The organism is Achromobacter pestifer, assembly GCF_013267355.1.
GTDB classification, from domain to species: domain Bacteria; phylum Pseudomonadota; class Gammaproteobacteria; order Burkholderiales; family Burkholderiaceae_B; genus Achromobacter; species Achromobacter pestifer_A.
Genome location: NZ_CP053985.1, coordinates 2534590 through 2554856 on the forward strand (window position 1 = coordinate 2534590; position 20267 = coordinate 2554856).

Below are 20267 nucleotides of genomic sequence, written 5' to 3' on the forward strand. Positions count from 1 at the left end.
GAACGATGGGGGCACTATCGCACTTGCGGGTGCTGGACCTTTCGCGCGTGCTGGCTGGCCCCTGGGCCAGTCAGTTGCTGGCCGACCTGGGCGCGGAGGTGATCAAAATCGAACGCCCCGGCCTGGGCGACGACACCCGTGGCTGGGGCCCGCCGTGGATCGACGATCCGCAATGGGGCGACGTGGCGCAATCGGCCTACTTCGCGGGCGCCAACCGCAACAAGAAATCCGTCGCCGTCGATATCGCCACGCCCGACGGCCAAGGGCTGGTGGCCGCGCTGGCGGCGCAATGCGATGTGCTGATCGAGAACTTCAAGGTGGGCGGTCTGCGGGCCTACGGACTGGACTACGACACGCTCAAACGCCGCCACCCCGGCCTGGTGTACTGCTCCATCACCGGCTTCGGGCAGGACGGCCCCTACGCCAACCGCCCAGGCTACGACTTCCTGGTCCAAGGCATGGGCGGCCTGATGAGCATCACCGGCAGAAGCGACGGTGAACCCGGCGCGGGGCCGATGAAGGTCGGCGTCGCCTTGACGGACATCCTCACGGGCCTGTACGCCACCGCAGGCATCCAGGCCGCGCTGGCGCATCGCGACCGCAGTGGCGAAGGCCAGCATGTCGACGTGGCCCTGCTGGACGTGCAGGTAGCTGCATTGGCCAACCAGGCCATGAACTTCCTGGCCAGCGGCCGCGAACCCGCGCGCCTGGGCAATGCCCATCCCAACATCGTGCCCTACCAGGACTTCGCCACCCTCGATGGCCACGTCATCGTCACCATCGGCAACGACGCGCAATTCCGCCGCTTCTGCGGCGCCATCGGCCGCCCCGACCTGGCGGATGATCCGCGCCACGCCACCAATACCGCGCGTCTGGCGTCGCGCGAGGCGCTGATCCCCCAGATCCAGGCGCAGATGGCGCTGCATCCCAGCGCGCACTGGCTGCGCACGCTGGAATCGTTGGCGGTGCCTTGCGGCCCCATCAATGGCCTGGCCGAAGTCTTTGCCGACCCTCAGGTCCTGCAACGCGGCATGCGCGTGCCGATGCCGGGCGCGCAGGCGGGCGGTGCGGAACTGGTCGGCAATCCCCTGCATTTATCGGCGACGCCCGTGGAGTATCGCAGCGCGCCTCCGGTACTGGGCGCCCATACGGAACCAGTCCTGCGCGAAATGCTGGGACTGGCGCCCCAGGCGCTTGCCGAACTGCGGCGCAATGGTGCGATCGCGGGCGGATCCTGAGCTGTGCCTTTCACACAAGAAAGAGACAAGGGAGACAAACCATGGAGCCATCTACTCAAACAGGGGAACAGCCCAGGCCAGCCAGGCGTCGGCTGCTGATCGGCGCGGCGGGCGCCGCCCTGGCAAGCTTCGCTGGCGGCGCCGGATCGCTGGCCGCGACCGCCTACCCGTCGAAGCCGTTGCGCCTCGTCATTCCCTATCCGCCCGGCGGTCCGACCGACATCGTTGGCCGCATCGTCGCAGCCACGCTGGCCGAGAAGCTGGGGCAATCGGTGGTGGTCGAAAACCGACCAGGTGCCAGCGGCATGATAGGCGCCGATGCCGTGGCCAAGGCCGCGCCCGACGGCTATGTGCTGCTGGTCAATGTCTCGGGCCAACTGGTCAATCCCGCGCTTTATCCCAACATGCCGTTTGACCCGCTCAAGGACTTCCGGGGCATCACCAACCTGGCCTCCACGCCGATCCAACTGGTGGTGAGCAGCAATTCTCCGGTGCGTTCCGTGGCGGATCTGGTGGCGCTGGTGCGCAGCGAACCGGGCCGGCACAACTTTGCATCGTCCAGCAGCGGCGCGCCCGGCCACCTGGCCGGCGAAGTGTTCAAGACGGCCGCAAAGCTGGATGTCACGCACATCCCGTACAAGGGCAGCGCGCCGGCGCTGACCGACGTGATGGGCGGACAGGTCACCTACATGCTGGATTCGATGCCGTCATCCATCAGCCTGGTGAAGGGCGGCCGGCTGCGTGCGCTGGCGGTCACCGCGGACCAGCGCGTGGCCGCCTTGCCGGACGTACCCACCTTTGCCGAACTGGGCTATCCGAACGTCAACCTGACCTCCTGGTACGGCATGTGGGCGCCGGCGCACACGCCGTCCGATCTCATCGCGAGCTTGTACCGGAACGTCAGCAACGTGCTCAAGCAACCCGACGTGCGCGCGCGCCTGATCGACGCGCAGGCCATGCCGGTGGGCGATACGCCCGAGCACTTCGACGCATTCTGCCGCAGCGAGGCCAAGCGCTATGCCGACATCGTCCGGCTGGCCGGCATCCGGCTGCAATGAAGGCTAGCGGCCGCCGCGGCGGCGGGTTGCGGGCGCGGCGGCCTGTACCCAGTCGCTGCGCAGCTGCGCCAGAAAACCGCTGGCGCTGGGAGTAAGGCCGCGCTCCTTCAGAAACACCACGCCGATGGCCTGGCTCAGCGCGGGCTTGGTCAGCGGCCGCGTCACCAGGTCGGCGCCCAGTGCGGCCGGCACGGCTCCGCCCGGCACGATGGCGATGCCCACGCCAGCCCAGACGCATTGCATCACGGTGGCGAACTGGCTGACGGTAACCGCGTGCCGCAGCGATACGCCGGCGACCGAAGCGTGGCTGTCGATCAGCCGGCGCGTCTGCGATTCCCTGGGCAGCGATACCTGCGCATACGGCGCCAATTGCTCAAGCGTGACGCCGGCGTGCGCGGACAGCGGATGCCGGCGCGGCATCACCACATGAAAGGCCTCGCGGCCCAAGGCCACCACCGAGAACTCATCTGGTGCGCCGTCGATGTAGGTGATGCCCATGTCGGCCACGCCGCTGCGCACATCGTCCAGCACCGTGCCGTGCACGCCCTCGCGGATCTGCAATTCGATGCGGGGCCGCGATTCGCGGTAGCGGGCGACGATGCCGGGCAGCTGCGTGTAGGCCACCGACATCACTGCCGACACGATGCTGCGGCCGCGCTGCTCGTCCGAGATCTCGCGCATGTTCTCGTAGGAAATGCGCAGGTCGGACAGCATGCGGTTCGCCAGCGACACGAACTCCTGGCCCGCCGGCGTGGTTTCGACGCGGCGGGTGGAACGATGGAACAGCTCGACGCCCAGCGCCTTCTCCACGCGCTGCACCGTGCGCGTAAGCGCCGGCTGCGAGATGTTCAGTGTCAACGCGGCGGCGACGAAACTGCCGCACTCGGCAACCGTGCTGATCGCCTGCAATTCGCGCGAGCTGAGATCGGGAAGCGTGGCCATGGATGGATATCCCTGCTGCGGACGATTTATGCTGGAAACAGAAGTATAGGATTCATGCGGCCATCCCATGCATGAATGGCAGGCTCTTAGTTTCCCGTCAGCGACTTGTCCCTAGAATGCGGGATCCGGCGCCCGTCACGCGCCCATCGCGCCATCCTCCATGCCCGCCCCCGACTCCCCCAGTCCGCTTCAACGTCCCGCCTTCCTGCATTACCTGTTTGCGCGCATCGGCGCATCGCTGGCCTTCCAGATCGTCTCGGTCGCAGTGGGCTGGCAGATCTATGCACTGAGCGGCAGCGCCCTGGACCTGGGGCTGATCGGCCTGGCGCAGTTCCTGCCCATGGCGGCGCTGACCCTGGTGGTGGGCCACGTGGCCGACCGCTACGACCGCCGCAAGATCGTGGCCATCTGCATGGCTCTGGAAGCACTGGCCACGCTGGTGCTGGCGATCGCGGCCCTGCATGGCGTGGGCGGCAAAACGCTGATCTACGCCACCATCATCATCATGAGTTCGGCCCGCGCCTTTGAGGCGCCGACCCTGGCCACGCTGATCCCGGCCGTAGTGCCGCGCGAATGGCTGCCGCGCGCGACCGCGCTGGCGTCCTCCGGCGGCCAGATCGCGCAGATCGCCGGCCCGGCGCTGGGCGGCGTGGGCTACGGGTTGGGGGCAGGGTGGATCTACTGCGTGGCGGCGGCCCTGTACCTGTCGGCCTTCGCGTCCATCGCCACGCTCGTCATCGAACGCGCTCCGCCGCGCAAGGAACCGACCACCTGGCGCACGCTGTTTGCCGGCATCACCTTCATCTTCCAGCGCCGCCTGCTGCTGGGCACCTTGTCGCTGGACCTGTTCGCCGTGCTGCTGGGCGGCGCCACGGCGCTACTGCCCATATTCGCCAAGGACATCCTGGACGCCGGCCCCTGGGCTTTAGGTGCGCTGCGCGCCGCCCCCGCCTGCGGCGCCGCGCTGATGTCATTGACCCTGGCCCGCCTGAGCCTGGGCGAACACGTGGGCCGGCTGCTGTTCGGCGCGCTGATCCTGTTCGGGCTGGCCACCACGGTTTTCGGCCTGTCGACCTCGATTCCGCTGTCCATCGGCGCGCTGGTGGTGCTGGGCGCGGCGGACGCGGTCAGCGTGGTGGTGCGTTCGTCGCTGGTGCAGCTGAACACGCCCGACCATATGCTGGGCCGCGTCAGCGCGGTGAACACGCTATTCATCGGCGCCTCCAACCAGCTGGGGGAATTCGAATCCGGCGTCATGGCCGCGGCCTTCGGCGCGGTACCGGCGGTGGTGATCGGCGGGGTCGGCACCATCGCCGTGGCGGGGTTGTGGATGCGGTGGTTTCCGGAGTTGAGGAAGCTCAGGAGCTTGCACGCGCCCTGAACAGCACTGCATGGGTCCCCCCTGCCAGCGTTTGATAAAGTTGATACAATAAGAATCATTATCATTTGATCAAGCCATGCCTACGCGCCCAGGTCACAGAACCCAGCGCCGGACATCGACAGGGGCATCATGGGGGAGCGGTTCTTCGGCGTCATCGCCGAGGCGTACAAGGCGTGGAACGTGGAGCTGGTCGGTTTCCTGAACCGCCAGCTCAAGCGTTCGCCCGAGGCCGCCCAGGACCTGGCGCAGGAGACCTTCGCCAAGTGGCTGGCGGCGCATGACGGCGCCGCGCCGCCGGAGAAGCCGCGCGCCTATCTGTACGAGATCGCCCGCAACCTGCTGCGCGACCACTGGCGCCGCGAAAACGTGCGCGACGAGCACGTGGTGGCCAGCCTGGACGACCAGGGTTTCGAACCCACGGCCATGGGCCTGGCAGCCCCCGCCGGCCTGCAACCCGAAGCGCGCGCCGACGCCAGCCAGCGCCTGCGGTTGCTACAAGCCGCCATCGACGAGATGCCGCCGCGCCAGCGCGAGGCCTTCCTGCTTTATCGGTATGATGAGCTGCGTTGCGAGGACATCGCCGACCACATGGGCATCAGCGTGCGGGCGGTCGAGAAGCACCTGCAATTGGCGCTGGCGCACTGCAAGCGCCGTGTCCACGGCGAAACGCCATGACCCGATCCCTACCTTTGTCCGCTGTCGAAGAGGCCGCGAGCGCATGGTTCATGCGCCGCCGGGAACGCGCGTCCGACGCCAGCGCCGAACAGTCCTTCCAATCCTGGCTGCTCGCATCGCCTGAGCACCAGCGGGAGTACGAACGGCTGGAGCTGGTGTGGGAGGACATGGCGGCGCTGCCGCGCCAGGACGCCGCACCCACGCACACGCAGAAACAGGCGTCGAGCCCGAATCCGGTCTGGCCCTGCGCACGACCGGTACCCGTCCGCCGCCCGGCCTTCCTGCGTTGGGGCGGTGCGCTGGCCGCGATGCTGCTGGTCGCGGCCGCCGCCTACCAGTACGTGCCCATCCGCTACGAATCCGTCGCCAACGCGTCCACCCAGACCCGCAACCTGGACCTGCCCGACGGCACCCGCCTGCATGCCAACGTGGGCACGCGCGTGAGCGTGCGCTACACGCTGGCCGAACGCCACATCCGCGTCGACGCCGGCGAGGTCTACATCGATGCCGCACCCGACCGCCGGCCGCTGATCGTGGCCGCAGGCGACGCGGAACTGCGCGACATCGGCACCGAGTTCAATGTGCTGCTGCTGCCCGACGTGCTGCAGGTCGGCGTGCGCAGCGGTGAAGTCAGGCTGAACGCGAAGGGCGCCAACGCCCCCGCCGCGCAGACGCTTCAGGCCGGCGACACGGTGCTGCTGTCGCGCGCCGACGCGCGCCTGTTGCGCCGCCAGCAGGTGCCCGCCAGCGAGATCGGCGCCTGGCAGGGCGGCGTGGCGGTGATGCACGACACCACGTTGCAGCAACTGGCCGGCTACCTTGCCCTGTACCGCGACACGCCGCTGCGCTTTGCCGACGAGCGCGCACGGGGATTGCGCCTGTCTGGCACGCTGGATCTGCGCCAGCCCGACGCGGTGCTGGACATGCTGCCCGGCCTGTTGCCGGTAACGGTAAGCCGGCGACCGGATGGCGCCGCGGTGATCGGCAGCCGCTGAAGAGAAGAATTAAGAATTATTTTTAATTAGACAGGTTCGGGTTTTGGCGGCTGGCGCGTCTTCCCCAGTTGAAGATCCACTTCCAGACTGGGGAAAGTCCATGGCGCAACGCCATTTTCATCGTCGGCTGAGCGCCGGCCGTTACGCGCTGCTGTGCGCGCTGTCCATGACCGCCGTGCTGGCGGTCCAGGCGCTGGCGCCGTCCGCGGCCCACGCGCAGGGCGCCGCCGCGCAGACCTTCAACCTGCCCGCCGGCAACCTGGCCGACGCGCTGGTGGCGCTGGGCCGGCAGGCGCAGCTGCAGGTGCTGTTCAGCCCCGATACGGTCGCCGGCCTGAGCGCCCCCGCCGTATCCGGCGCCATGACGCCGCAGGTCGCGCTGAACCGCCTGCTGGCGCGCAGCGGCTTGGTCGCCGTGCCCAGCGGCTCGGGCTTCGTGGTGCGGCGGCCGGCCGACGCATCCTCCACCGATACCACCACCCTGGCGCCCGTGACGGTCACCGGCCGGGACCTCACCGTCACCGAGGGCACGGGGTCCTACACCGCCCCCGCCGTCACCATCGGCAAGAACGCGCAAAGCCTGCGCGAGATCCCGCAATCGGTCTCGGTGGTGACGCGCCAGCTGCTGGACGACCAGAACCTGACCACGCTGGACGACGCCATGCGCACGGTCACCGGCATCACGGTGGAAGCGGGCAGCATCGGCGGCAACCATGGCAACTTCTACTCGCGCGGCTACGCGCTGGACACGATCCAGGTCGACGGCGTGAACACGCCGGCCAGCACCGGCAACGACCTGTCCTCGGGCTTCGGACTGGCCATCTATGACCACATCGAAGTGCTGCGCGGACCTTCGGGCCTGTACCAGGGCGCGGGCGATCCCGGCGGTACCGTGAACCTGGTGCGCAAGCGCGCGCAGAAGGAATTCGCCTTCAGCGGCCAGGTCATGACGGGCTCCTGGGACCGCTATTACACCGAGGCCGACATCACCGGCCCCTTGGACAGCGACGGTCGCCTGCGCGGCCGCCTGGTGGCGTCCTATGACGACCGCAAATCCTTCGTCGACGGCGTCTACACCGAGAAGCCGCTGTTCTACGGCACCCTGAGCTTCGACCTGACGCCCGACACCGTCCTGACCGCCGGCGCCACGTACCAGCAATACAAGGGCCGCCCCTTCTTCGGCCTGCCCGGCTACACCGACGGCCGCTTGCTGGACGTGCGCCGCTCCACCAACCTGGACCCCAGCTGGAACCACATCACCGAGGAAGTCACCGAGTACTTCGCCGACGTGGACCACCGCCTGGCCAATGGCGGGCGCATCAAGGTCAGCGGCATCTACCGTGAACAGGACGAGCCCAGCCGCGAATTCGGCTGGTCCGACTGCGCGGTGGACCCGATCACCGGCGACACCTGCCTCGTCAGCTGGAAGTACCGCAGCAACTGGAAGACCTATGGCCTGGACGCTTTCGTGGCCACGCCTTTCGAAGCCTTCGGCCGCCAGCACGAGCTGACCGTAGGCGCCGACTACCGCAACGTCCACAAGAACTTCCGCTACGGCGGCGGCGACAACGCCGACACCAATCTCTACCACCCCAACAACAACATCCCCAAGCCGGACTACCAGTTCACCAACGGCAACGACAGCAAGACCGACCAGTACGGCCTGTATGCGCGCACCAATCTGCGCGTGACCGACGCGGCCACCATCATTGCCGGCGGCCGCTTCACCTGGTGGGAAAACCGCACGCAGAACCGCAACGCCTACTTCAACCAGTTCACCAACACCAGCGACAAGATCAACGGCAAGTTCACGCCCTACCTGGGCCTGGTGGTGGACCTGAACGAACAACTGTCGGCTTACGCCAGCTACACCAGCATCTTCACGCCGCAGACCGTCACCGACGTCAACGGCCAGCTGCTGGACCCGCGCACCGGCAAGCAGTTCGAGATCGGCCTGAAGGGCGAATTCCTGGACAAGCGCCTGAACGGCCACGCCGCGCTGTTCCGCATGGAAGACGAGAACCGCGCCATGACGGACCCCGACAATCCGCTGTTCTCCATGGCCGCGGGCAAGATGCGCAGCCAGGGCTTCGAAGCCGAAATCAGCGGCAGCCCCGCGCCGGGCTGGGACATCACCGCCGGCTACGCCTACACCACCACCAAGACCTTGAAGGGCACGGAAGAACAGAAGTCGCAGCAGTACGCCTTCATCACGCCGCGCCACACCTTCAATCTGTGGACCAAGTACACCTTCGCCACCGGCACGCTGGAAGGCCTGTCGCTGGGCGCGGGCGTGCGCAGCGTCAGCAGCATGTACCGCCTGAACGGCCCGGTGAAGTTCGAGCAGCGCCCGTACACCACCGTCTCCGCGCAAGCCGGCTACCGCTTCAACAAGCACCTGGAAGGCACGTTGACGGTGAACAACCTGTTCGACAAGGTCTACTATCAGCGCGTGTGGGCGGCCTACGGCTCGAACTACTACGGCGAGCCGCGCAGCGTGATGTTGAACGTCAGGGCGACGTACTGAGGGAAACCGCCGCGCTCAACCCATCCCCGTGCCGCAACGGGCGATGGGTTGAGCGCGTTGCAGGACAGTTCTGTCCGTCACGTCTTTCTCGCGCCACACCCATCCTACGATCCATGAGCGAACGGCGATTCCGTGGCAGACTACCCACGGGCGCTCCAGGCATTGCAGTCCGACACAATTGGCAAATTGTTGTCGGACGCGGATTGCGACGGACGATTAGGATGGCGCCGCACAGACCGAGACAGGCGATCACATGGCTTTCTCGCCGAAGGCCGACAAGAATATGTCCGACACATGAAAACCATTCAGAAAACCCGCCCCCGTAGCCGTTTGCTCCGCACCACCATGGCCGGCCTGCTGGCGTCCACCCTGGCCGCGCTGTTCAGCCCCGCCGCAACCGCCGCCGAATCCGCCGGCGCCGCGGCGCTGCCACCCACCGCCCAGGCCGCCGCCATCGCGCCGCCGGATGCGCCCACGGTGATGTATTCCATCTACCAGATCGACGGCAAGGGTGCCGATTCCTACGAAGTCGCCAACGGCAGCATCGCCACCTTCTGGTTCGGCCACGCCTTCGAACTGGGCGGCACGCGCTACTACACCGGCTTCGTCTGGGACACGCGCGAACGCTACGGCAAGCCCGGCGAGGACGAGGTCGGCCCCGGCACCCAGGTCAACCTGGCCGAAGCCACCTTCACCCTGACCGGCGCCACGCCCGAACGCCCCTGGAAGTTCCGCGGCATGGAGCACACCATCGGCGAGTTCGGCGCCTACGAAAAACCGGAAGACGTGGACACCCGCCGCAAGCCGGTGGAGTACCGCACGCCCGCCGGCAAGCTGCTGCTGGCCGTGCCCACCGAAGGCTTCGACAACGGCATCAGCTTCAGCGGCTACGCGCTGCTGGTCTTCAATCCCGGGCCGCCCGACGAAGGCGCGGGCTGGACCTATGTGGGCAGCGTCAATACCGGCGAAGACAACAGCGCGGCCTGCGCCGAAGGCGACGTCATGCCCTGCGTGGCCAGCTCGGGCGAACTGGTCTTCTCCGCGCACGGCGGCAGCGACATGCCGCGCGTGACCGTCAAGCGCAGCGGCACTGAAATCTCCGGACCGGACAAGACCCGACAGCTGAGCGCGGGCGATGCGGTGGTCTATGCCTACGATGTGGGCAGCAAGAAGTATGTGCAGAAGTAGAGCCTGCGTCGGCGTCTGCGGGATGGGCCGGGTGGCTGCGACGCCCTGACCCGGCCACCTTGTCCCTGCTGCTACGTGAGGTTCAATCCGCCATCGGATAGCAGGATCTCGCCGGTCAGATAGTCCGACGCAACCAGCATTGAGACCGCCTGGGCAATATCCTCGGGACTGGCCGCCCGGCGCATCGGCGCCTTGTCGCGCCACAACGCTTGGGCCTGCGTCCAATCGGCCGTCATCGGCGTATCCACCAGGCCCGGCGCAACCGCATTCACCCGGATATGCGGCGCCAGCGAAAGCGCGAGCAAACGCGTCACATGATTGAGCGCCGCCTTGGTCGCCGCATAGGGAATGGAAGCGCCTTTGGGCCGGATGCCCGCGTGCGAACTCACGTTGACCACGCAAGCAGCCCGGCCTTGCGCCGCCGCCGCTTGCAACGCGGCCTGCGCCTCGGCCACCAGGCGAAACGGTGCAACCACGTTGACCTCATGCAACGCATGCCAGATGTCCGGCGTGGCGGCGGCCAGATCCGCATGGGGAATGACGCGGCTGACTCCAGCGTTATTGACCAGCACATCCAGCCGCCCCCATGCCGCGACGGCTTCCCGGACCAGCCGGACCCGGTCGGCATCGTTCGCCAGATCCGCCTGCACATAGACCGCCTCGCCCAACTCGCGCGCCAAGGCATGCCCGGCTTCAGCCGAACGGCGTGAATGCACGATCACCGCATAACCGTCCCGCGACAGGCGGCGTGCGATGGCCTCGCCTATGCCGGAGGTCGAACCCGTGACGAGCGCGACGGGGCGCGAACACTGAAGATTGGACATCGAAGAATCTCTTGCGCTGGAGTACGCCGGATGCGGCGGGGAGGCTACAACTTAACACCCCCCTAAAAACCGCAACCTCACGGCGAGGCGGCGCCTAAGCCGCCGCGCCGCCGTCCTCTCGCGACGCTCCCAGTTCTGCGGACACCCACTCGCAGAACGCGCGCGTCAAAGGATCGTCCTGGCTGTCCCGATGCACCAGCCAGGCCCACTTCGGACCGCGCACGGTCTGCTCCGTCAACACCGCCAACGAGCCGTCGCCGCGCGAACGCTCGGCCAGCAGGCTGCTGACCAGCGCCATGCCCAGGCCTTCGCGCGCCGCGTCCAGCAACTGTCCCGGGTCGGAAAAATTCATGCCCTGGCCGCGCTGGCCCACGTCGGCGCCGCCCTGCGTTTCCCAATGGCTCCAATCCATCTCGCGCTCGCCATGCAGCGTGGCGCGCATGCCCGCCGCCAGCAGGCGAGGGTGGCAGGCCGGGTACATGCGGTCCTCGACCAGCACACGGAACGCGCAATCGGCCTGCGGGCCCAGGTCGTCGCGCAACGCGATGTCTATGGTCTGCTTGGCCATGTCCGGCGCGGCATCGCTGGTGTACAGCCACAGATCCGCCTCCGGATGCTGGGCGCGGAAAGCCTCCAGCCTGGGCAGCAGCCAGTGCCGCGAAAACGCCGGGCTCGTGTTCACGATCAACTGGTTCGGCTTGCGGTACTGGTCCAGCCTGCGGATGCCGGCCGCCAACTGCTGCAGCATGGCCTGCGTCGTGCCCAGCAGATCCCAGCCCGCATCGGTCAGCGACACCGCGCGCCCCTGGCGGAAGAACAGCGGCTGGCCCAGATAGTCCTCCAGGCTGCGTACCTGCTGGCTGATCGCCGACTGCGTCAGGTGCAGCTCGTCGGCCGCCTTGTGGAAACTGCCCAGCCGGGCGGCTGCCTCGAAGCCGCGCAGCACGTTCAGGGGAGGCCATTGCTTAAGCATATCGATAAGCCCTGCTAATCATAATTCCACTAAATATATCGCTAGTCCGCACGGTTAGGTGGGAAATACACTGCAATTCAAGAGGTGCGCACCTTTGACTCAAACATAACCATTTTTTATCGATCTACCAGAATTCCAGGAGCCCGACGTGCCCACCCGCCGCCAACTCATCCAACAAGCTTCCCTGCTCTTCGGCGCCCGCGCCGCTGCCGCGCTGGGCCTCGGCGTCCTCGCATCCGGCGCGCAAGCCGCGTCCGCCCGCGGCTGGCACATGCCCGACGAAGGCGCCCCCCAGGCCCGCGCCTTCATCGCCTTCGGCGCCCAGGACGCCATCTGGGAAGACTTCACCGCCGACGTCCAGGCCGCGCTCGGCCGCATCGCCCGCGCCATCGCCGCGCACCAGCCCGTCACCGTGTTCTGCCGCAGCCGCGAACGCAGCCTGGCCGAACGCCATTGCGGCGCGGACAACGTCAGCTTCGTCGAAACCCGCCTGGACGACATCTGGATGCGCGACATCGGCGCCAACTTCGTGCTCGATGGGCGAGGCTCGGTCACCGGCGTGGACTTCAACTTCAACGGCTGGGGCAACAAGCAGCGCCACGCCGCCGACGCCAAGATCGCCGCGGAAACCACCGAGGTCACTGACACCGAATACCTGCAAAGCGAACTGGTCGGCGAAGGCGGCGGCATTGAAGTCGACGGCCGCGGCACCGGCATCATGACCGAAAGCAGCTGGATCAATTCCAACCGCAACCCCGGCTGGAGCAAGGCGGAAGTCGAAGAGGAACTGAAGCGCTGCCTGGGCCTGCGCAAGATCATCTGGCTGCCCGGCATCAAGGGTAAAGACATCACCGACGCCCACGTCGACTTCTACGCCCGCTTCGCCCGCCCCGGCGTCGTCGTCGCCAACCTCGACATGGATCCCGAGTCCTACGACTACGCGCTGACCCGCAAGCACCTGGAAATCCTGCGCCGCGCGACGGACGCCGACGGCAAGCCGCTGGAAATCCACACCATGAGCCCGCCGCTCAAGCCCAGGCGCAGCAAGTTCCTGCGCGACAACCCCGACTTCGCGGCGGGCTATATCAACTACTTCGTCATCAACGGCGCCGTCATCGCGCCGGAATTCGGCGATACGGAAGCGGACGCGAAGGCGCGCGATCTGCTGGCGCGTTTGTATCCGGGCCGCAAGGTCGTGCAGCTGGATATCGACGCCATCGCGTCAGGTGGCGGCGGGATTCACTGCGTGACGAACCAGTTGCCGGCGGCGTAGTTCCGGGGGTGTCGCAAGGGGTTGCGCGGGACGCTATTCGGACCACATTGCGCCATGGCCTCCATGGTAGAGTCGTGCGTCCTTCCTGTCGCACCCCATCACGTCGCCACGCATGACACCGAGCCGGCAGGCCGGAACCCCGCAAGGTGCACGTGACAAACCTCTTGCGGAGCGGAGCATGCACACCCAGACCCCGGCCATCACCCCGGCGCGTACTGCCTTGCTGGTCATGCACTACCAGACCGACATCATGGAACTGTTCCCGTCGGTCGCCCCCGGCTTGCTCAACAATACCCGGCAACTATGCGACGCCGCGCGGCGCGCAGGCGTCGGCGTCTACTTCGCCAAGATCCACTTCAGCCCCGGCTACCCGGAAGTCAGCCCCTTGAACAAGAACGGCCAGGGCATCAAGCAGCTGGGCCGCTTCGTCCACGACCGCATCTCCCCGGAACTCGGCAGGCGCGAAGACGAGCCCATCGTCATCGCCCACCGCGCCAGCGTGTTCTTTGGCACCGATCTGCAAGTGCGGCTTTCCGCGCAAGGCATAGATACACTGATCATGGCCGGCGTCGCATCGACCGGCGTGATGCTGTCATCGATTGCGCAGGCCAGCGACGCCGACTATCGCTTGCTGACGGTCAAGGACTGCTGCTACGACCCGGACCCGATCGTGCATGAACACCTGTTCGCCACCGCCTTTGCATCGCGCACCACCGTGCTGTCGCTGGATGAAGCCTTGTCCTTGCTGGCTTAGCGGACGGCTGGAAGAATGTCTGCCTTCATGATCCCGAAGGGTTCTGCCACGCTGCCGATGATGTGTCTCCGAACGATTCCCGCAGAGCCTTACGCACCGCGCGGCGTTCATTTCCTGAGATAGGACTTCTTCCCGCTATCGGTGTAGCAGAACGTTCCGCCACGCGGCCCTGTGCAGTATTGGCCATCACGGCAGCTGCATGCGCCATTGGAGCCTGCAGCGGATGGCTTGGAAATGAGGGGCGATGCGCTGGAATCCGGACTTGAGCACACGCGTTTCGATGCGCTGATCGAACCGTCGCGGCACAGAAATTGTTCTCCGACGCAACGCTCCACGCCGCCCTTCTTTCCGGAGCAGGGATAGTTCGCCGAATGGGCCGTCGTTGCAAACAACACGACCGCCAACAGCAGACCAAGACGTATCGTCATTCCCATTGCAGGTAGGCAAGAACAGCGGCGGGAGCGGACTGCGATCAGCCCGTGCAACGGCCTTCGGCGGCCAGGTTGACTTCGGGTTTGGAGATCACGCGCTGACCTTCCTCTTCCGTAACCTGCTCTACGCCAGCACCGCCTACGAATACGCCGAGCTTGATGAATTGGCGCACGAAGTAGTTCTTGCCCGCCTCCATCATCACCACCAGATCGTTCGGCGAAAACTCCGACTCGGTGGAGACTTTGTGCTGCTCGTTGCCGGCGACCTGAGTATAGAAAAACACGCGGTCCGCTGTTTCGCCCAGGCACTTGCCGTTGACGTACACGTCCTTCTTCAACGCCTTGCCCACAAAGCTGTCGCGGTAGACATACAGGCCTGACTTTCCTTCGTCCGGCGCCGGGAACGATTTGACCTGCTTATTTTGCTCGGCTGGCGCCATCGGAACATTGGCGCAACCCGCTATTGCCATGACGCAAGCGGCAGCGGCCGCCAACTTCAACATCTTTTTATTCATGTGATTCATCTTCATCAGCTTAGTTATGTGCCGCTTCCTGCCCTCCGCAGGGTGAACGGATAAATGTATCTAAGAGCTTCTGATAATGTCATATGAATACGAAAGAAGCTACCCCTCAAAATGGTCAGCACTGATAATCCGGATTAATCGTGTGCATTCCGGGATGCGCCTTCTTGATCACCCATGAACAAAACCGAAGGTGCAGCCTTCCTGATGTCACACGACAAGGGCAACTCGCACTTCAGCGATCTGGGTCAGGCCGCTACCGGAAATACGGCGCAAGCCAAAACCACGCCGCAATACTTATCCCCAGCCACAGCGCCACGATCATTACCGCGCCCGCCAGGCTGCGCGGCTTCTCCGTCTGCGACTGCATCCAGGCGTCCGCCTGGCCTCTGCACTCTTGCAGCACGTCGGACGGCAACAGCTTGATGGCCAGCCAGATCAGGCCGGGCAACAGCAGCACGTCGTCGACGTAACCCAGCACGGGAATGAAGTCGGGGATCAGGTCGATGGGGCTGAGCGCGTAGGCCACCACGAACAGGCCCAACGCCTTGGCGTACCAGGGCGTGCGGGCGTGCTTGCCGGCAAACCATAGCGTCAGGCCGTCGCACTTGATGCGCTTGGCCCAGAGTTTCAGGCGATCGCTGAGGGTCATGCGGGGGTACAGGATCTCGTGCCGAATAGCCATGAATGGCCCTAGTCTGCCACACCTTTTCCGCTCTTTTGGTGCGCTGCTTCAGGGCTTGCGGTCAATGACAATCCGATTGCCATCCCGGCTGCACGTCAACGTATCCCGATACACCGCGCACAGCTGGTCTACCAACGCGGACCAGCATGCACCGCTGACCGGCTGAGAGATCACCACCGTCTCGGCTCCCCCCTTTAGCAGGATATCGGCACCGGATTTCTGGCGCAGCCCTTCGGCGATCGAACCCAGTGTGCGAGGTGCCCCGGAGAATTCTTCCGCATTGGCGGCGAACCTGCCGTTCAAATGCCAATAAAGCCCTCCAACCAGCGCGATGGCGATGAGTATCAGGAACACACCGACAGGCCCTTTCAAACCATATTTGTCGATGAACGCTTCCACCTCGGGCTTGGTGGTTGGCGTAGGGGAGGGCCTGGGTCGAAGCAACAGGTACAGCCCAAGCACGAACAAGATCAGGGCCACTACGACAGCCAGGCAAAGCATGACCCAATCCAGTCCGGGCAGTTCTCGCATGCATGTCAAATCCATAGCCGATCACCGTTTCGTATCGGAAAAGAACAGCACCAGCAATTGCGTCGCCTGCTTGTAGTCCATCAGCACATAGCCCCGCCCGATCTCGAACTGAAAGTCATCCGTCCACTTCACCGAGAAAGGCGGCCTCTTGCCTTGGAATACTTCCGCTATGACGTTGCTATATTTCCTGGAAAAAACAACGATCTCGTTATCGATCTGTTTGACGGGCAACTCCGCGATGACGACGGCCTGTCGAAACAGGCTGCCTCGCGCCAGGACCGGCAGGGCGCTCGCAATGAAACTGCTCTCACTCAAGGCAGACGTGTCTCCCGATTGCGCAAACGCCAGATAGCGGGGGAAGATCTGCGCCGCTGATTGAAGTTGTCCTTGGTACGCGTCCGGCCCAAGTATTGAAGTGAGAACCGTTCGGTTGGCCCCGATACCCGAGAAGCCGTATTCGCACTTGCGTCCGGCGGCATACCGCTGGACGGTGCAGGTCCCGTTGACGCTATAGGCCTCGTATTGCCCGGATGAGAAGCTACATTCACAGTATTTCGCTGGCGCAAGCGGCATTGGAACCGGGGCGTTCTGGCCAGTGCTTTGTGCTTGAGCGGTGGCGCCCAGCGCCATGAACAAGGCCCCAATGGCGGCCAAGGCTTGCGGGATGAATCGAAAGTGCGGCATGGGTACACCTCGCTTTATTCAACCACCTTAACGAGACTGTGAAGCCTGCCGCACATTTAATACCGATCCCGTGCGGTCTGGGCGAGGATTAGTCCATCAGGAGTGATCCAGAAGTGAGGTCCTCGGCGCGTATGGACTACGACTTTCCGGGCAGAACCGTAGTCTGGCGCCGTTGCTGCTGTGCCGACCAGCGCCCGCGCCTCAGAACGGCTTCAACACCACCAGCACAATGATGAGCACGAGCGCAATCGCCACCAGCGGCAACAGGTTTACACGCGCCGTTCCCACACCGCCACCCGCAGCCTCAACCGTGCGCCGCAGCCGCCCCGCCTGCATGCCATGCGCCGCGGCCAGCCCCAGCACCAACGCCAGCTTCACCGACAACCAGCCGCTGCCAAACCACCCCGCGCTGGCCGCCAGATACACGCCCGTCGCCAACGCTCCCACCATCGCCGGCGTGGTCAGCGTGCGCTCCCACCTGCGCAGCAAGCGCAATCGCGCCAGCTCCTGCGGCAACGCGGGCCCGGGCAGCTTTGCGGCTGCCGCCAGCACGAACCCCTGCACCATCATCCCCGAGACCCAGAACAGCATCAGCGCGATGTGCAGGGACTTGATCAGCAGATACCCCATCGCTCACACCCTGCTGGCGGGTGCCGCGGCGCGGTCCAGCGTGCGCGCGATCACATAGCCGCCGAACGGCACCAGCGTCGCCAGCAAGGTCAGCAGCAGCCGCTTGCGCGGCCAGTCCTGCGCCGACGCAACATTGCACGCCAGCGCGATGTAAACCATGAACGCCACGCCATGCACCGGCCCGATCCACGACACCGGCGCCGGCACCCCGGCCAGATGCTTCAGCGGCACCGCGACGCAGACCAGCGCCAGCAGCGTCGTCCCCTCCAGGACCGCCGCCCACTTGAACAGGGAGTGTGTCGAACCGCCGGAATCTTTCATGGGCATGGCCACCGCAACGCAAAGGGAACCGGCATTGTCCGGGCTGGCGCAATCGCTTGCCATTGGCCAAAATGCCAATCTTCGAAAGAAATCCGCCAACCGTGCGATCAGGCCGATCTGGCCCGCCGCAACCGCCGGAATCCCAGGCATGCCCAAGAACGCCTCCCATCGCATCGCCGTGCTCGCCTTCGACGGCCTGGTCGCGGGCGACCTCGCCGCGCCCTGCGAGATCTTCCAGCTCGCCGAAACCCTCGATGGCCGCCGCCCCTACGAACTACAGGTCTGCTCCAGCAAACCTCGCGTCCAGACCCAGGCCTTTGACCTGCACATCCGCGCCCGCCTCGACGTGGCGCGCCACGCGCACACCGTCATCGTGCCCGGCCTGGCCGACCCGAGCCGCGATGTGCCCCGCGACATCCTCGATCTGATCCGCCACGCCCACGCCGCAGGCGCCCGCATCGCCTCCATCTGCACCGGCGCCTTCATCCTGGCCGCCAGCGGCATCCTCGACGGCCTCAAGGCCACCACCCACTGGAAAGCCGCCGACCAACTGGCCCGCCGCTACCCCGCCATCGACGTCAACCCCAACGTGCTGTTCGTCGACAACGGCCAGATCCTCACCTCCGCCGGCGCCGCCGCCGGCATGGACCTGTGCCTGCACATGATCAAACGCGACCACGGCGCCGCGATGGCCGCCAACAGCGCCCGGCTTGCCGTGGTGCCGCTGGAACGCGCTGGCGGCCAGGCGCAGTTCATCGTCCGACCCACGCCGGCCTCGCACACCGACCTGACACCACTGCTGCACTGGATCGAGGGCAGGCTGGCGCAAAACCTGACCGTCGGCGCGCTGGCCGCACAGGCAGCGGTAAGCGTGCGCACCTTGAACCGGCGGTTTCAGGAACTGCTAGGCGTCAGTCCCTTGCAGTGGGTGATCCAGGCCCGGGTGAACCGCGCGCGCGGCATGCTGGAGACGACGGACCTGCCGGTGGAGCGGGTGGCGATGGAGGTGGGATTTGGGTCGGCGGTATCGCTGCGGGAGCATTTCACAGGGATCGTAGGGACGAGCCCGATGGGGTATCGAAGGGCGTTCCGGCGCGTGGCGTGATGAGGTCCCCATCCCCTTTGGCTTTCCAGAACCCATCATGCGATAATTGATAACGATTCCCATTTATTCACAGCACAGGCCGTGGACTCAACGCGTGACACCCGCTTTTCCACCATCTACAAGAGCGACCATCCCTGGCTGGAGCGCCGACTCCAGAACGGCCTGCGCAATCGCGAAGACGCCGAGGATATCGCCGGTGAGACCTTCACGCAGTTGCTCTGCCTTCCTGCGCTAGAGCAATTGAACGAACCCCGCGCGATGCTCATCACCATCGCGCGGCGCATCACATGGCGGCTGTGGCGCCGGCGTGAACTCGAACAAGCCTGGCTGGAGATGCTGCGCCTGCAGCCCGAACCCCTGGAGCCCTCGGCCGAAGAGCGGGTACAGACCCTGCAGTCCTTGCAGGCGCTCGACACAGCGCTGGACAGTCTGTCTTCCAAGGCCAGGATGGCTTTTCTCTACAGCCAGCTCGACGGCATGACCCATGTGGAAATCGCCGCGCGGCTGAAGGTTTCTCCCACCATGGTCCGCAAATACATCGTCCAAGCCCTGCGCCGTTGCTGCGAGGTGTTTGGCGTATGACGCCCTTGGACATGCGCAGCCGCGAGGCGGCTATCGAATGGCAGGTCTGTCTGTCCAGCGGTCAGGCCAGCGATGCCGACCGCAAGGCCTTCGATCGGTGGTTGGCGGAAAGCCCGAGCCACGGCGCGGCCTGGCAGCGGCTGAATTCGGCGCTGGACGGCACGCTGCATCGCCTGCGGCCCGGACTGCTTGCCGACGGCAACCCGCTGCGGCGTTCGCTGGTCGGGCCGCAACTCGCGCAGCGCCGCAGGTTGGGCAAGCTCGTCCTGGCGGGCGGGACCGTGCTGCTCGGCGCCGGTGTCGCGGACCGCTATGTGCCGCTGCGGCATCTGACGGCGGGCTATGTGACCCGCACTGGTGAGCGCCGGCACGTGGCCTTGCCTGACGGCAACATGATGGAGTTGGACGCGCGCAGCGCCGCAACGCTGGACGGGCAGCACATCGTGCAGGTGTCCGCCGGCGCCGCCATTTTTGAGGTGGCGGCAGGCCAGGGGCTACAAGTGCGCCTGCCCCATGGCGACGTCCGCCTCGCCCAAGGGCGCGCCATGGTGCGCTGCGCGTCCGAACGCAGCTTCTGTCTGGCCCTGAGCGGAACGGCCGAGGTCTCCACACTCGCCGGTATCCGCCGGCAATTGGCACCCGGCCAGAGCGTCTGGTTCGACGCGCAGCAGATCGATGCGGTGCAGAACAACCAGGGGTACGCCGCCGCCTGGAGCAACGGCGAGCTTGAAGTCCACGACGAACCCTTGCAGACCGTGGTCGATGCCCTGGCCCGGTATCGGCCGGGTTGGCTGCGGACCTCACCCCAGGCGTCCCGCCTGCGTGTCACCGGCCTGTTCCCGCTGGACGATAGCGACCGCGCCCTGGCGGCGCTCACGCATACCCTGCCCATCCGGCTGCAACGGCTGAGCAATTGGTACGTCATGATCGATCTCGCCTGAAGAATTTT

21 protein-coding genes are annotated in these 20267 nt (G+C 65.8%); 12 read left to right on the forward strand and 9 right to left on the reverse strand.

The window, feature by feature from the left end:
• The first annotated feature begins 5 nt into the window (after positions 1–5).
• Positions 6–1238, forward strand: a complete 1233-nt coding sequence (locus tag FOC84_RS12270) for a CaiB/BaiF CoA transferase family protein (RefSeq protein WP_173144655.1) — start codon at positions 6–8, stop codon at positions 1236–1238.
• Positions 1239–1279: 41 nt separating this feature from the next.
• Positions 1280–2296, forward strand: coding sequence for a Bug family tripartite tricarboxylate transporter substrate binding protein (locus FOC84_RS12275; RefSeq protein WP_173144656.1), 1017 nt, complete (start codon positions 1280–1282; stop codon positions 2294–2296).
• A 3-nt stretch (positions 2297–2299) separates the two neighbouring features.
• Here FOC84_RS12275 and FOC84_RS12280 read toward each other — a convergent pair whose 3' ends face one another.
• Positions 2300–3238, reverse strand: a complete 939-nt coding sequence (locus FOC84_RS12280; RefSeq protein ID WP_173144657.1) for a LysR family transcriptional regulator — start codon at positions 3236–3238, stop codon at positions 2300–2302.
• A 160-nt stretch (positions 3239–3398) separates the two neighbouring features.
• On the opposite strand from FOC84_RS12280, the gene FOC84_RS12285 reads away from it, so the two are divergent.
• From FOC84_RS12285 to FOC84_RS12305, 5 genes are all read left to right on the forward strand, one after another.
• Positions 3399–4619, forward strand: a complete 1221-nt coding sequence (locus tag FOC84_RS12285) for an MFS transporter (RefSeq protein ID WP_173144658.1) — start codon at positions 3399–3401, stop codon at positions 4617–4619.
• 129 nt (positions 4620–4748) lie between these two features.
• Entirely contained in the window at positions 4749–5294 is a 546-nt protein-coding gene (locus FOC84_RS12290; protein ID WP_173144659.1) for an RNA polymerase sigma factor, read from the forward strand.
• Positions 5291–6289 (forward strand): FecR family protein, encoded by a 999-nt coding sequence (locus FOC84_RS12295; protein WP_173144660.1) that lies wholly within the window; start codon positions 5291–5293, stop codon positions 6287–6289. The genes FOC84_RS12290 and FOC84_RS12295 overlap by 4 nt, the downstream gene beginning before the upstream one ends.
• Positions 6290–6389: 100 nt before the next feature.
• Positions 6390–8816 carry a TonB-dependent siderophore receptor gene (locus FOC84_RS12300; protein WP_173144661.1) on the forward strand — a complete coding sequence of 809 codons (2427 nt, stop codon included), beginning with the start codon at positions 6390–6392 and terminating at the stop codon, positions 8814–8816.
• A gap of 294 nt (positions 8817–9110) precedes the next feature.
• On the forward strand, positions 9111–10004 hold the full coding sequence (locus tag FOC84_RS12305) for a hypothetical protein (protein ID WP_173144662.1): 894 nt from the start codon (positions 9111–9113) through the stop codon (positions 10002–10004).
• Positions 10005–10075: 71 nt separating this feature from the next.
• Here FOC84_RS12305 and FOC84_RS12310 read toward each other — a convergent pair whose 3' ends face one another.
• Both FOC84_RS12310 and FOC84_RS12315 read right to left on the reverse strand, forming a co-directional pair.
• On the reverse strand, positions 10076–10828 hold the full coding sequence (locus FOC84_RS12310; protein WP_173144663.1) for an SDR family NAD(P)-dependent oxidoreductase: 753 nt from the start codon (positions 10826–10828) through the stop codon (positions 10076–10078).
• 94 nt (positions 10829–10922) lie between these two features.
• A complete protein-coding gene (locus FOC84_RS12315; RefSeq protein WP_173144664.1) occupies positions 10923–11801 on the reverse strand; it encodes a LysR substrate-binding domain-containing protein in 879 nt (292 codons plus the stop codon).
• Positions 11802–11949: 148 nt separating this feature from the next.
• Between FOC84_RS12315 and FOC84_RS12320 the strand changes: the two genes are divergently transcribed.
• Together FOC84_RS12320 and FOC84_RS12325 are read left to right on the forward strand one after the other, a co-directional pair.
• Complete coding sequence (locus FOC84_RS12320) at positions 11950–13074, forward strand: agmatine deiminase family protein (RefSeq protein ID WP_173144665.1); 1125 nt, start codon at positions 11950–11952, stop codon at positions 13072–13074.
• Between the two features lie 178 nt (positions 13075–13252).
• Positions 13253–13828 (forward strand): isochorismatase family cysteine hydrolase, encoded by a 576-nt coding sequence (locus tag FOC84_RS12325; RefSeq protein WP_173144666.1) that lies wholly within the window; start codon positions 13253–13255, stop codon positions 13826–13828.
• 472 nt (positions 13829–14300) lie between these two features.
• On the opposite strand, the gene FOC84_RS12330 is transcribed toward FOC84_RS12325, so the two are convergent.
• From FOC84_RS12330 to FOC84_RS12355, 6 genes are all read right to left on the reverse strand, one after another.
• The gene (locus FOC84_RS12330; RefSeq protein ID WP_254241964.1) at positions 14301–14789 is read right to left on the reverse strand and encodes a DUF2846 domain-containing protein; all 489 of its coding nucleotides are present in this window, start codon (positions 14787–14789) and stop codon (positions 14301–14303) included.
• 247 nt (positions 14790–15036) lie between these two features.
• A complete protein-coding gene (locus FOC84_RS12335) occupies positions 15037–15432 on the reverse strand; it encodes a YkvA family protein (protein WP_173150105.1) in 396 nt (131 codons plus the stop codon).
• 81 nt (positions 15433–15513) lie between these two features.
• Positions 15514–15996, reverse strand: a complete 483-nt coding sequence (locus FOC84_RS12340; protein WP_254241965.1) for a hypothetical protein — start codon at positions 15994–15996, stop codon at positions 15514–15516.
• A 21-nt stretch (positions 15997–16017) separates the two neighbouring features.
• A complete protein-coding gene (locus FOC84_RS12345) occupies positions 16018–16680 on the reverse strand; it encodes a hypothetical protein (RefSeq protein WP_173144668.1) in 663 nt (220 codons plus the stop codon).
• Between the two features lie 201 nt (positions 16681–16881).
• Positions 16882–17310 (reverse strand): CopD family protein, encoded by a 429-nt coding sequence (locus FOC84_RS12350; protein WP_173144669.1) that lies wholly within the window; start codon positions 17308–17310, stop codon positions 16882–16884.
• 3 nt (positions 17311–17313) lie between these two features.
• A complete protein-coding gene (locus tag FOC84_RS12355) occupies positions 17314–17631 on the reverse strand; it encodes a DUF3817 domain-containing protein (RefSeq protein WP_173144670.1) in 318 nt (105 codons plus the stop codon).
• A gap of 148 nt (positions 17632–17779) precedes the next feature.
• On the opposite strand from FOC84_RS12355, the gene FOC84_RS12360 reads away from it, so the two are divergent.
• The 3 genes from FOC84_RS12360 to FOC84_RS12370 all read left to right on the forward strand — a co-directional run bounded on the left by FOC84_RS12360 (position 17780) and on the right by FOC84_RS12370 (position 20259).
• Positions 17780–18736, forward strand: a complete 957-nt coding sequence (locus FOC84_RS12360) for a GlxA family transcriptional regulator (RefSeq protein ID WP_173144671.1) — start codon at positions 17780–17782, stop codon at positions 18734–18736.
• A gap of 81 nt (positions 18737–18817) precedes the next feature.
• Positions 18818–19318 (forward strand): sigma-70 family RNA polymerase sigma factor, encoded by a 501-nt coding sequence (locus FOC84_RS12365; RefSeq protein ID WP_438800871.1) that lies wholly within the window; start codon positions 18818–18820, stop codon positions 19316–19318.
• A complete protein-coding gene (locus FOC84_RS12370; protein ID WP_173144672.1) occupies positions 19315–20259 on the forward strand; it encodes a FecR family protein in 945 nt (314 codons plus the stop codon). The genes FOC84_RS12365 and FOC84_RS12370 overlap by 4 nt, the downstream gene beginning before the upstream one ends.
• The last annotated feature ends 8 nt before the right edge of the window (positions 20260–20267 follow it).